This is a genomic window from Streptomyces sp. NPDC046900 (genome assembly GCF_040644975.1).
GTDB lineage: Bacteria > Actinomycetota > Actinomycetes > Streptomycetales > Streptomycetaceae > Streptomyces.
On the sequence record NZ_JBEYXD010000002.1, the window covers coordinates 244,427 to 257,137 of the forward strand.

General features: G+C 70.3%; 10 protein-coding genes and 1 pseudogene. 3 read left to right on the forward strand and 8 right to left on the reverse strand.

The window, feature by feature from the left end:
• Positions 1-18 precede the first annotated feature (18 nt).
• Positions 19-282, forward strand: a pseudogene (locus ABZ904_RS03245) (aminotransferase class III-fold pyridoxal phosphate-dependent enzyme); the annotation flags it as partial.
• 68 nt (positions 283-350) lie between these two features.
• Here ABZ904_RS03245 and ABZ904_RS03250 read toward each other — a convergent pair.
• The 3 genes from ABZ904_RS03250 to ABZ904_RS03260 all read right to left on the reverse strand — a co-directional run bounded on the left by ABZ904_RS03250 (position 351) and on the right by ABZ904_RS03260 (position 4,951).
• The gene (locus tag ABZ904_RS03250; RefSeq protein ID WP_359394633.1) at positions 351-1,007 is read right to left on the reverse strand and encodes a phosphatase PAP2 family protein; all 657 of its coding nucleotides are present in this window, start codon (positions 1,005-1,007) and stop codon (positions 351-353) included.
• A gap of 464 nt (positions 1,008-1,471) precedes the next feature.
• Positions 1,472-2,791 (reverse strand): TRAM domain-containing protein, encoded by a 1,320-nt coding sequence (locus ABZ904_RS03255; protein WP_359394631.1) that lies wholly within the window; start codon positions 2,789-2,791, stop codon positions 1,472-1,474.
• A gap of 108 nt (positions 2,792-2,899) precedes the next feature.
• Complete coding sequence (locus tag ABZ904_RS03260; protein ID WP_360989735.1) at positions 2,900-4,951, reverse strand: APC family permease; 2,052 nt, start codon at positions 4,949-4,951, stop codon at positions 2,900-2,902.
• Between the two features lie 392 nt (positions 4,952-5,343).
• Here ABZ904_RS03260 and ABZ904_RS03265 point away from each other — a divergent pair, with 392 nt between their 5' ends.
• Entirely contained in the window at positions 5,344-6,015 is a 672-nt protein-coding gene (locus ABZ904_RS03265; protein WP_359394654.1) for a TrkA family potassium uptake protein, read from the forward strand.
• Positions 6,015-6,686, forward strand: coding sequence for a TrkA family potassium uptake protein (locus tag ABZ904_RS03270; protein WP_359394627.1), 672 nt, complete (start codon positions 6,015-6,017; stop codon positions 6,684-6,686). The genes ABZ904_RS03265 and ABZ904_RS03270 overlap by 1 nt, the downstream gene beginning before the upstream one ends.
• Positions 6,687-6,842: 156 nt before the next feature.
• Here the strand turns inward: ABZ904_RS03270 and ABZ904_RS03275 are convergent, their stop codons facing one another.
• The 5 genes from ABZ904_RS03275 to ABZ904_RS03295 form a co-directional block, all read right to left on the reverse strand.
• Positions 6,843-7,610, reverse strand: a complete 768-nt coding sequence (locus ABZ904_RS03275; protein WP_360989731.1) for a DUF3159 domain-containing protein — start codon at positions 7,608-7,610, stop codon at positions 6,843-6,845.
• Between the two features lie 3 nt (positions 7,611-7,613).
• Positions 7,614-8,012 carry an OB-fold nucleic acid binding domain-containing protein gene (locus ABZ904_RS03280; protein WP_359394623.1) on the reverse strand — a complete coding sequence of 133 codons (399 nt, stop codon included), beginning with the start codon at positions 8,010-8,012 and terminating at the stop codon, positions 7,614-7,616.
• 64 nt (positions 8,013-8,076) lie between these two features.
• Positions 8,077-8,760, reverse strand: a complete 684-nt coding sequence (locus ABZ904_RS03285; RefSeq protein WP_360989728.1) for a response regulator — start codon at positions 8,758-8,760, stop codon at positions 8,077-8,079.
• Positions 8,757-11,300, reverse strand: a complete 2,544-nt coding sequence (locus ABZ904_RS03290; RefSeq protein WP_359394618.1) for a sensor histidine kinase KdpD — start codon at positions 11,298-11,300, stop codon at positions 8,757-8,759. Before ABZ904_RS03290 ends, ABZ904_RS03285 begins: the two co-directional genes overlap by 4 nt.
• Before the next feature lie 186 nt (positions 11,301-11,486).
• Positions 11,487-12,695 carry an alginate lyase family protein gene (locus tag ABZ904_RS03295; protein ID WP_361820845.1) on the reverse strand — a complete coding sequence of 403 codons (1,209 nt, stop codon included), beginning with the start codon at positions 12,693-12,695 and terminating at the stop codon, positions 11,487-11,489.
• Positions 12,696-12,711: the final 16 nt, after the last annotated feature.

Genomic DNA, 12,711 nt, shown 5'->3' on the forward strand with positions numbered 1-12,711 from the left:
GTGGACACAGGAGGCACCGAAGACTTGGCCCCGGTCATCAGCCACGGCCGCGACGCCCACGTATGCGACATCGACGGCAACCGCTACATCGAGTACGGCTCCGGCCTGCGGTCGGTCAGCCTCGGCCACACCGACCCACGCGTGGTCGAGGCGGTGCGACGGGAACTCGACCGCGGCAGCAACTCCGTGTGACCGTCCATCGTGCAGGTCGAAGCCGCGGAACGCTTCCTGGCCACGGTGCCGACCGCCGAGATGGTGAAGTTCGCGAAGAACGGCTCCGACCCGACCCACCCCCTGGCTGGCCGGACGACCGGTGAAGCCCGTATTCCGCCGCTTGGCGTGACGTGACGTCAGCGACGCTCCCGGCGGCCGGCGTCGGCCGTCCGGTCGACCAGCCAGGCGGTCGTCGGTATCACCGCCAGCGCGGTGCAGCAGCCGCCGAGGACGTCGGTCGGGTAGTGCGCGCCCAGGGCGACCTGCGCCCAGCCCATGGCGGCGCCGGCAACCAGCCCTGCGGCGAGCACGAGTGACGTGCCGGCCGTCCTGCCGAGGCCGAGCCGTCCGGTCGCGAGCAGCGCCACCACGAGGGCGAGCGAGGTGACGAAGGCGGTATGCCCACTGGGGTAGGACAGGTGCCCGCCGTGGATGGTGCGTCCCACCAGGGACTTGAGCAGCGTCGCCGTCCCCACGCTCATGCCGACGCCGGCAACGGCGAGCACCGCCACGCGAGGACGCCGAAGCAGCAGGCAGCCCGTCACGACGGTCAGGACCAGCGTCGCCGCTTCTCCGGGCTCCCCCAAGAAGTCCATGGCCCGGGCGACGTACCACCAAGGCGGCCCCACCCCGTCCACCGCCGCCCCGATCCGCACGTCCACCGTGCCGGGCTCGCTGTCGTCGGCAAACAGGACCCCTAGCATGGCGACCACCAGCGCGGCGAGAGCCGCGACCCGCCCGAGCCACCCGCGCACCGACGGAGGCAGCACCGCGGGCGCCGACCGCCCGGTCACCCGCCCACCGCGTCCGGTCGGCCTGTGGTGTTGTGCCGTGATCGGTAGAGGGTGTTCCGGATCCCCCCGAGAACTGCCCGCTGCCGCCCGCCGACATGGGTCTTCGGCTTCTGCAGGCGCCAACTCCCCACCAACGAGCCCCCCCGTCGTGTCTGACTTGGTTCCCGCGCGGGAGCCATCAGCCCGTGAACCCCGAACCCCCCAGCCTGTCCATCACCCTGCCAAGAGCATTCGAACAGGCCCTATTCCGGACCCTAACCAACAATGCGGTCGCGGCACACCGCCGTCGGGACGTCCGCGGGTCAACACTCCGCCAATTTTGGTTGCTGGGCTCGCCCGCGCTCGCGCACCCGCCCTCTACAACTGACGGGCGCTCAGGATTAGTGTCATCCGCGCGTCGAGCGGCCCAGTGGCGCCGGCACGCAGCCCGCCACCGAACCACCGGAAACCGCAGGTCGGACGGCCTATCGAACCGGCTCGAGAATGGCGACGCACTCCACATGATGAGTCATCGGGAAAAGGTCGAACGCCCTGAGCGTCCGCACCTGGTACCCGCCTTCCCGGAAATACGCCAAGTCCCGTGCCAGCGCGGCCGGATCACATGCCACGTAGGCGATGCGGCGCGCGCCCAGGGTCGACAGATGGGCGACCGTGCTGCGGCCCGCGCCGGTGCGCGGCGGGTCCAGGACGATCAGGTCGACCTCCGTGATGCCGGTGCGCGGCAGAACCGATTCGACCTTGCCCTGTTCGATCCGGACGCGGTCGAAGTCCGCCAGGTTGTGCCGGGCGTCCTCCACCGCACGCTTGCCGGACTCGATGCCGAGCACCGCGCCCATGTCGCCCAGCCGGTCGGCGAGCGCGCCCGCGAAGAGGCCGACGCCGCAGTACAGGTCCAGCGCCATCTCGCCCTTGCGGGGCAGCAGCCCCTGCATCACGGCCGTCACCAGCGTGTCCGCCGCCTTCGGGTGGACCTGCCAGAAACCGCCGCCGCCCACACGATGCGTACGGCCGTCGGCACGTTCGCGGACGAAGGGCCGACCGTGGACACGGTGGACGCCACCCGTCTTCTCGTCGACCCGCAGGACCGACACCGGCCGGTCCAGCTCCACCAGCGGCAGTCGTGCGCCCGGCTTCGGTGTGAGGATCACCTGGCGGTCCTGCGAGCCTGTCGCGGCGATCGCCTCGACCGAGTCCATGCCCGTCCAGTCCCGCTTCTCGATGCCCAGCTCACTGACGCCCTCGGCGGCGATCATGCAGTGGTCGACCGGTTCCACCTCGTGCGAGCGGTGCCTGCGCAGGCCCGCCTTTCCGGAGGGGTCCACCGCGTACTGCACCCGGGTGCGCCACTGCGGCACCTCGCCCGCCGGAACCTTGTCGCCCTCGGCCGGCACCACCGTGCCGTCCCAGCCCGCCTCCTCGGGAGTGAGGCCCGCGAGCCGCTGCAGCTGCTCGGCGATCACCTCGCCCTTGAGGCGGCGCTGCGCGCCCGGCTTGGCGTGCTGCCAGTCGCAGCCGCCGCAGCGGCCGGGACCCGCGTACGGGCAGGGTGCCTCGATGCGGTCCTTGGAGGCTTCCAGCACGCGCACCGCGTCCGCGCGCAGGAAGCGGGCGCCCTCCTCGCCCTCCGTCACCCGCGCCACGACTCGCTCGCCGGGCAGCGTGTGCCGGACGAAGAGGACCTGGCCGGCCTCCGTACGGGCGATGCAGTGGCCACCGTGGGCGACGGGGCCGATCTCGACCTCGTACTCCTCCCCCACCAGCGATTTCTTCGGTTCTGCCTGCATGGCGGGACGACTCCAGATACGAGAGGGGGGACGACTGCGAGACCGGCACGGCCGGACGACAGCCCACCAGTCTACGTGGGTGCGACCCGGCCGTTCACCACAGCGGCCTCAGCCCTGCGAAGACGACGTCTCCCTGGCCCGTTCCTCCGCCGGGCCCCGGCGCACCGCACCCGGAGCGTTCCAGTCCTGCCGCTTGCGGGCCCTGAGCTTCGCGGCCTCCGAGGACTGCAGCTGATACGGGACCGAGGTCACCATGACGCCCGGTGTGAACAGCAGCCGGCCCTTGAGCCGCAGCGCGCTCTGGTTGTGCAGCAGGTGTTCGTACCAGCGGCCCACCACGTACTCGGGGATGATCACGGACACGGCGTCGCGCGGGGACTCGCGGCGCAGGCTCTTCACGTACTCGATCACCGGGCGGGTGATCTCGCGGTAGGGCGAGTCCAGGATCTTCAGCGGCACATCGATGCCACGCCGCTCCCACTCGTCCTTCAGCGCCTTGGTCTCCGCCGGGTCGACGTTGACGCTGAGCGCCTCCAGGGTGTCCGTGCGCAGCAGTTTGGCGTAGGCGAGGGCGCGCAGCGTGGGCCGGTGGATCTTGGAGATGAGCACCACCGAGTGGACCCGCGACGGGCGGACGCTGTCGTCGCTGGGGCCCTCGGGGGCCACGAGCTCCTCGGCGACGCTGTCGTAGTGCCTGCGGATCGCGGTCATCGTCGCGTAGAAGATGCACATGCCGAGCAGGGCGACCCAGGCGCCGTGCGTGAACTTCGTGACGAGGACGACGACCAGGACCAGGCCGGTGAAGAAGGCGCCGAAGGTGTTGATGATGCGGGAGCGCAGCATGTGACGGCGCTTGACCGGGTCCCGCTCGATGGCCAGGTGACGGTTCCAGTGCCTGACCATGCCGGTCTGGCTGAGCGTGAACGAGACGAACACGCCGACGATGTACAGCTGGATCAGCCGGGTCGAGTCCGCGCCGTAGATGAAGATCAGCAGGCTGGCCGCGCCGGCGAGCAGCACGATGCCGTTGGAGAAGGCGAGGCGGTCGCCGCGGGTGTGCAGCTGGCGCGGCAGATAGCGGTCCTGGGCGAGGATCGAGCCGAGCAGCGGGAAGCCGTTGTACGCCGTGTTCGCGGCGAGGAACAGCACCAGCGCGGTCGCCGCCGCGAGCACGATGAACAGGAAGCTGCCCTTGCCGAACACGGCCTCGGCGACCTGCGAGATCACCGGGTTCTGCACATAGCCGGAGCCCAGCGCCACACCGTGGTGGAGCAGGTCGGCGGCGGGGTTCTCGGCCATGCGGACCTTGGTGGTCATGGCCAGCGCGATGATGCCGCAGAACATGGTGACGGCGAGCAGGCCCATCATCGCCAGCGTGGTCGCCGCGTTCCTCGACTTGGGCTTGCGGAAGGCCGGGACGCCGTTGGAGATCGCCTCGACACCGGTGAGCGCCGCGCAGCCGGAGGAGAAGGCGCGCAGCAGCAGGAAGACCATCGCGAAGCCGGCCAGGCCCTGGTGCTCGACCCTGATCTCGTACGAGGCCGTGGGCGCCCGCATGGTGTCGCCGAGCACCAGCCCGCGGAACGCGCCCCACACGATCATGATGAAGACGCCCGCGACGAAGACGTACGTCGGAATGGCGAACAGCGTGCCGGACTCCTTGACCCCGCGCAGGTTCATCAGCGTGAGGAGCACGACCACGGCGACCGCGCAGAGCACTTTGTGTTCGACGACGAACGGGATCGCGGAGCCCAGGTTCTCGATGCCCGAGGAGATCGACACGGCGACCGTGAGCACATAGTCGACGAGCAGCGCGCTGGCGACGGTGAGCCCGGCCTTGGGGCCGAGGTTGGTGGTCGCCACCTCGTAGTCGCCGCCACCGCTCGGGTAGGCGTGCACGTTCTGCCGGTAGGAGGCGACCACGGTGAACATCAGCACGACGACCGCGACGGCGATCCAGGGGCTGAAGTGGTAGGCCGACGCGCCCGCGATGGACAGGACCAGCAGCACCTCTCCGGGCGCGTAGGCCACGGAGGACAGGGGGTCGGAGGCGAAGACGGGGAGGGCGATGCGCTTGGGCAGCAGCGTTTCCCCGAGCCGGTCACTGCGCAGGGCGCGCCCGATGAGAAGGCGTTTGGGCACGTCGGTCAGTTTGGACACAACAGAGGATCGTAAGGGCTCGTACCGGGAGCCCTCCACCCGCTGATGGAGATCTGCCTCACGAGTGCGATCTCACAGCGGCCGGGCTGCGGATTCCGCAGGTGACCGGTCGCACACGGGTTGACGGCGAACTCCCGTCCGCGGCCGCCGCCGCACACTTCTGCGCACACGACCGTGGAACGACCCGGCACCGGGGCGGCACTCGCCGGCGCCGGATTCCTGACTCTTCCCCGGTGCTCGCGGCACCGGCTCCCGCACAGCACACAAAGCGGTCCGGCGCGTGTCACAGGGGTGCCCCGGGCAGACCGCGCATGTGTAGCTTGGTCGGCGGTCTGAGACCCTGTCTTTGGCGTTTCGACTGAGCCGTGACCATTGACATCGGAAGGACGGTCGTGCACATCGTCATCATGGGCTGCGGAAGAGTGGGATCCGCTCTTGCCCAGACCCTGGAGCAACAGGGGCACACGGTCGCCGTGATCGACCAGGACCCCACCGCCTTCCGACGACTGGGCTCCGGGTTCGGCGGCCGTCGTGTCACCGGAGTCGGCTTCGACCAGGACACCCTGCGCGAGGCGGGCATCGAGGAGGCCGGCGCCTTCGCCGCCGTCTCCAGCGGCGACAACTCGAACATCATCGCCGCGCGCGTGGCACGCGAGATGTTCGGCATCGAGAACGTCGCGGCCCGTATCTACGACCCCCGCCGCGCCGAGGTCTACCAGCGGCTCGGCATTCCGACCGTCGCCACGGTCCGCTGGACCGCGGACCAGATGCTGCGCCGGCTGCTGCCGTCGGGCGCCGAGCCGCTGTGGCGGGACCCCACCGGCGGTGTCCAGCTCGCCGAGGTGCACGCCTCGCCGAAATGGGTCGGCCACAAGATCAGCAAGCTGCAGGAGGAGACGGGCGTCCGCGTGGCGTTCCTCACCAGGCTCGGCGAGACGATGCTGCCGACGTCCCAGACGGTGCTGCAGGAAGGCGACCTGGTGCACGTGATGATGCGGACGGACGACGTCGAGAAGGTCGAGACGTCGTTCGCCGAGGGCCCTGAAAGGGAGGGCGGTCACTGATGAGGGTCGCCATTGCCGGTGCCGGTGCCGTGGGCCGTTCGATCGCGGGCGAGCTCCTGGAGAACGGGCACGAGGTCCTGCTGATCGACAAGGCGCCGACCGCGATCTCGGTGGAGCGCGTGCCCCAGGCGGAGTGGCTGCTGGCCGACGCCTGCGAGATCACGTCCCTGGACGAGGCGGCGCTGCAGCGCTGCAACGTGGTGATCGCCGCGACGGGCGACGACAAGGTGAACCTGGTCGTCTCCCTGCTCGCCAAGACGGAGTACGGCGTCCCGCGCGTCGTCGCCCGGGTGAACAACCCCAAGAACGAGTGGCTGTTCAACGAGGCATGGGGCGTCGACGTGGCGGTCTCCACGCCGCGTCTGATGTCGGCGCTGGTCGAGGAGGCGGTGAGCGTCGGCGACCTGGTCCGGCTGCTCCGCTTCAGCCACGGCGACGCCAACCTGGTCGAGCTCACGCTGCCCCCGGAGTCGGCCCTGGCCGGCACGCAGGTCGGCGACGTGCAGTGGCCGGAGGACACGTCCCTGGTGACGATCATCCGCGGCACCCGGGTCCTGACCCCGTCGAGGGAGGACTCGCTGGAAGCGGGCGACGAGCTGCTGTTCGTGGCGGCCCAGGCCCGTGAGGAGCAGCTGGAGGAGCTGCTCTCGGTGCGGCGCGAGGACGCCTAGTCCGGATCGCGGTCGACGCGGGGCCCCGGACACGTCCGGGGCCCCGCGTCAGTCCGTCGTCCGGTGTTCGAGAAGGAAACCGTTCAGGGCGAAGGGGCCCCGGGGGACGCGACCCCCGGCTGCGGGGCGACGCAGGCGGGAGTCCGGCGACAGGGCTCAGGACTGCCGGCGATGCCGGCCCGCGGCGGCCTCGTGCTCCGCCACCGCGGCCGTCCGCTCCTTCTCGGCCTTCTCGGCCTTCTCGGCCTTCTCCTCCGCCTCCATCTCCGCGAAGACGTCGATCGGCGGCGGTGCCTTCGCCAGGAACACCCAGGTGATCCAGACGGCGAGCAGGAACGGCGGGATCTTCAGTGTGACCAGCACCCAGCCGAGCTGGGCGGTGTTGGCCCACCAGTACAGCGGGAAGAGGATCGCGCACTTGGCGAGCAGGATCAGTCCCCAGGCCCAGCTGGCCTTGGCGTAGGCCTTCTTGCGTCCCGGGTTGCGGGTGCGCCAGGAGAGGTTCTCCTTGAAGACCGGGCCGAGGATCAGGCCGATCAGGGGGACCCCGGCGAGCGTGGTGATGATGTAGGCGAGGGCCAGGCCGAGGGTGTAGAGCATGCCCGGCAGATAGAAGTCCTTGGCGTTGCCGGTCATCATCGCGAAGACCACGCCGAACGCCACACCGAACACACCGCTGAAGGCGTGCTTGACGGTGTCCCTTCTGACGAGGCGTACCACCACCAGCAGCAGCGACACCGCGAGCGCGGCGATCGCCGACAGGTGCAGGTCCTTGTTGATCGTGAAGATGGTGACGAACAGGAGGCCCGGCACCACGGTCTCGACCATGCCGCGGACCCCGCCGAACGCCTCGAAGAGCGCGGCCTCCGTCACCGCCCGCGAATCGTGCTGGGCGTCTTCGGTCGGCTTCTCGAGTGACGTCACCGGCTACTCCCGTCCGAGTGGTCTGAGTTCGTACTTCGGGTTGAACAGGACTCTGCGGCCCCGGCTCATCGAGATCCGGCCTGACGCGATCACCTTGCGTCCCGGCTCGATCCCGACGATGGAGCGCCTGCCCAGCCACACCACGTCCAGGGCGGCCGAACCGTCGAACAGCTCGGCTTCCAGCGCCGGCACACCGGCCCGCGGGCGCAGCGTGACCGTGCGCAACGTACCAGTAACCGTGACGATCTGCCGGTCGTGGCAGTCCCCGATCCGCGTACAGCCGGTGGTCTCGGCGTCCTCCCGCAATTCCTCCGAATCCAGCTCCTCCTGCGAGGAGGAGAGACGGTCGAGCATGCGGCGGAGCCGGCCGACCGGCCTTTCGGAGCGGGGGACAGCAGTCATACCGAAAGCCTACCGGGGGACGCCTCGCACCGGCGTACCCGAGGCACCGCCCGGGGGGCCCGGCTCACTTCTCGAACCGGTAGCCCATGCCGGGTTCGGTGATGAAGTGCTTGGGGTGCGAGGGGTCCGTCTCCAGCTTCCGTCGCAGCTGGGCCATGTAGACCCGCAGATAGTTGGTCTCCGTCCCGTACGACGGCCCCCACACCTCCTGGAGCAGCTGCTTCTGGCTGACCAGGCGCCCGGTGTTGCGGACGAGCACCTCCAGCAGATGCCACTCCGTGGGGGTGAGGCGTACGTCCTTGCCGTCGCGGTTGACCTTCTTCGCGGCCAGGTCGACCGTGAAGCCGTCGGTCTCCACCATCACGTCGTCGTCACCGCCGCCGGTCGGCTCGGCACGGCGGACGGCGGCGCGCAGACGGGCCAGCAGCTCGTCCATGCCGAACGGCTTGGTGACGTAGTCGTCGGCGCCCGCGTCGAGCGCCTCGACCTTCTCGTCCGAGGAGTGGCGTGCGGACAGCACCAGGATCGGCACCCGGGTCCAGCCGCGCAGGCCCTTGATCACCTCGACGCCGTCCATGTCCGGCAGCCCGAGGTCCAGCACCACGACGTCGGGGTGGCGGGCGGCGGCGAGCTGGAGTGCGGTCGCGCCGTCGGGGGCCGCGTCGACCTCGTACTTGCGCGCCTTCAGGTTGATCACGAGGGCGCGCACGATCTGCGGCTCGTCGTCGACCACGAGCACCCGGGTCATGTGGTTTGCCTTTCTGGTTCAGCGAGTCGTTCAAGGCCGAGAACACTCTCCACGGCCCGAAGTGTGAGCACCATCGTGAGCCCGCCGCCGGGGGTGTCCTCGGCGGTCAGGGTGCCGCCCATGGCCTCGGCGAAGCCGCGGGCGACCGCCAGGCCGAGGCCGACGCCGGCACCGCGCGGAGCGTCACCGTACCGCTGGAAGGGCTCGAAGATCCGTTCCTTCGCGTCGTCGGGCACACCCGGACCGCGGTCGACGACACGAACCTCCACGCGGTCGGCGAGGGCGCTCGCCGAGACCCCCACGGGCGTCCCCAGGGGGCCGTACTTGACCGCGTTCTCGACGAGGTTGGCGACCGTGCGCTCCAGGAGTCCGGCGTCCACCTCGACCATCGGCAGGGTCTCCGGGATGTCCAGTTCCACGCTGTCCTCGGGTACACCGCCGAGCGCCATCGGGACGACCTCGTCCAGGTCGACCTCCCGGATCAGCGGGGTGACGGTGCCGGTCTGCAGCCGGGACATGTCCAGCAGGTTGCCCACCAGGTGGTCGAGCCGGTCGGCCCCTTCCTCGATCGCCGCGAGCAACTCGGCGCGGTCCTCCTCCGACCACTCCACGTCGTCCGACCTGAGTGAGGTGACCGAGGCCTTGATGCCCGCGAGCGGGGTGCGCAGGTCATGGCTGACGGCCGCCAGCAGGGCGGTGCGGATCCGGTTGCCCTCGGCCAGCGCGCGGGCCTGTTCGGCTTCCTGCCGCAGGCGCTGGCGGTCGAGGGCCACCGTCGCCTGTGCGGCGAAGGCGGCCAGCACCCGGCGGTCCGAGGCCGGCAGTACCCGCCCGGACAGCACCAGCGCCATGTTGTCGCCCACCGGCACGTCCACGTCGGCGTCCTCCGGCCGTCCGGTCGGCGCGCCCGGGCCCACGCTGCCCGCGCAGGTCCAGGGATCGAGCTCGCTGGTGCGTTCCAGCACCGCCGCCGACTCCATGGCGAAGGTCTCGCGCACCCGTTCGAGAATCTCGTCCAGGCTGGTCTCACCGCGCAGCACACTGCCCGCGAGGAGGGAGAGGATCTCCGACTCGGCGCGCAGCCGGGCCGCCTGGTGGGTGCGCCGGGCCGCGAGATCCACCACCGAGGCCACCGACACGGCGACGCCGACGAAGATCACGATGGCGACGATGTTCCTCGGGTCGGCGATCGTCAGCCGGTGCAGCGGGGGCGTGTAGTAGTAGTTCAGCAGCAGGGAGCCCAGCGCGGCCGAGGCGAGCGCCGGGAAGAGCCCCCCGAGCAGGGCCGCCGCCACGGTCAGGGCCAGGAACAGCAGCATGTCGTTGGCGAGACCGAGGTGCACGGCGATCAGCAGCAGGGCCAGCACGACCGGCCCGACGACGCCGACCAGCCAGCCCGCCAGGATGCGTGTACGGCCGAGGCGCGCCCCGCGGGTCACCGGGAGGCCGCGTCCCTTGGCGACCTCCTCGTGGGTGACGATGTGCACGTCGAGGTCGGGGCCGGACTCGCGGGCGACCGTCGCGCCGACGCCGGGTCCGAAGATGTACTGCCAGGTCTTGCGGCGCGAGGAGCCGAGCACGATCTGGGTCGCGTTCACGCCGCGGGCGAAGTCCAGCAGCGCCGCGGGTATGTCCTCGCCCACCACATGGTGGAAGGTGCCGCCCAGGTCCTCGACGAGGGTGCGCTGGACGGCGAGCTCCTTCGGCGAGGCCGAGGTGAGCCCGTCGGTGCGGGAGATGTAGACGGCCAGCACCTCGCCGCCGGCGCCCTTCTCCGCGAGCCGCGCGGCCCGACGGATCAGGGTCCGTCCCTCGGGGCCACCGGTGAGCCCGACCACGATCCGCTCGCGCGAACCCCAGATCTTCGACACATGGTGCTCACTGCGGTACGCGGTCAGGTACTCGTCGACCCGGTCCGCCACCCACAGCAGGGCCAGCTCCCGCAGGGCGGTCAGGTTTCCGGGCCGGAAGTAGTTGGACAGGGCCGCGTCGACCTTGTCCGGCTTGTAGATGTTGCCGTGCGCCATCCGGCGGCGCAGCGCCTGGGGCGACATGTCGACCAGCTCGATCTGGTCAGCACGCCGCACCACTTCGTCCGGTACGGTCTCGCGCTGCCGTATGCCGGTGATGGACTCGACGACGTCGCCGAGGGACTCCAGGTGCTGGATGTTGACGGTCGAGACCACATCGATCCCGGCGGCCAGCAGCTCCTCGACGTCCTGCCAGCGCTTGGCGTTGCGTGAGCCGGGGATGTTCGTGTGGGCGAGCTCGTCCACCAGGGCGACGGCGGGGGCACGGCGCAGGACCGCGTCCACGTCCATCTCGGTGAAGACCGAGCCGCGGTGGACGAGCTCCTTGCGGGGTATCTGCTCCAGGCCGTGCAGCATCACCCCCGTGCGCGGGCGGTCGTGGTGCTCGACGAAGGCCACCACGCAGTCCGTGCCGCGCTCGACGCGCCGGTGTGCCTCGGACAGCATGGCGTATGTCTTGCCCACGCCGGGTGCCGCACCGAGGTAGATCCGAAGCTTGCCGCGTCCCATGGCCCCATTGTCTTCCCATCACACCTGCGTACGCTGCGTCGACTTTACGGCCAATAATCACGGCAAATGGGACGGGGTACCTCGGCCAGGGCCTCTTTGACGCAACCCTGATGCGTCCGCCGAGCCCCTGCGGACGGTACGGCGGCCGGGCTCCGAGGCAGCGGAGCCACGGCCGCCGTACGCGGTTCAGGAGGGGTTGTCCCCGTGCGTGAGGGTCTCCCAGGCCACGAAGAGGTTGTTGCTGCCGGCCGGTCGGTTCCGCTCGGTCAGCGCCTGGGTGTTGGTCATCGCGATGCCCAGGCGGTTGTGGAGCGCGTTGTAGCCGACCTCGGTGACCGGTCCGAGGCCGAGGGTGAGCGAGCCCCCGCACAGCCAGCTGGGCACGGCCGCGCCCAGCTGGTACCTGGACTGGAAGCCGAGCGCCTGCCGCAGCCGCTCGCCGACGTCGGTGCCGTACAGGTCCTGCCCCTGGATCCGGCTGGTCTCCGCGACGTGCGAGATGGCGGAGATGCCGTAGCCGGTGTGCGTGAAGTCGCGGCAGGTCTCCTGGGTGAGCCCCGTGACGAAGGTCGACTGCCCCTGCCAGTACGAGACGATCTTGTCCCTGGTGTCGAGGTGCTGGCTCGGCACGGTCTTCGGCAGATCGCCGTCGGAAGCGAGATAGACGTACGCGGCCGTGCGGGTGCGGAACCGCGCCATCGCCTGGTCGTACGACGTCCTGTCCTCGAGGAAGACGGAGATGCCGACGGCGGCCTCCATCATGGACAGCTCCCAGTTGCCGTTGGAGTTGGAGCCGCCGATCACCTTCGGCAGGTAGACGTCGCGGAGCATGGTGGCGAAGCGCCCGGAGTTGGCCCAGGTGCCGGTGTACGTGTACTTGATGATCTCCGCCGCCTTGGGCCAGGACGAGCTCGCCCAGCCGGTCTGCAGGGGCGCGTTGCTGTTGGTGTGCTCCTTGATGACGGCCGACCAGGCGTCCATCAGCTGGATGGACTTCTGCGCGTACCGGTCGTCGCGGGTGATGTACCAGGCGAGGGCGTCGCTGTACGCGGCGATCGCGTCCTCGCGCTCGTCGGTGCAGCCGTAGTCCGGGTTCGAGTACGAGCCGCACTCGACGGTGGCGCGGGGCTTGGGGGTGCGGTTCAGATCGGCGTACTTGCTCGCCATCATCTGGTCGAAGGCGGCCTTCCAGGGCTGGGCGCCGGCGTTCACCTTGGCACGGGCGAAGTCCAGCTGGCCCCCGGAGACGGTGACTCCGGGATGGACGAAGGTGACGGGGGCGGCGCCGGCGCTGGGGGGCTCCGGCAGGAGGAGACCGGCCGCCAGCACGGCGACCGACGTGACGAACAGCAAGGCCCGGGATGTGCGGCGACGACGTGGGGGTGCAGCGCGCATACGACAGCCATCCGTT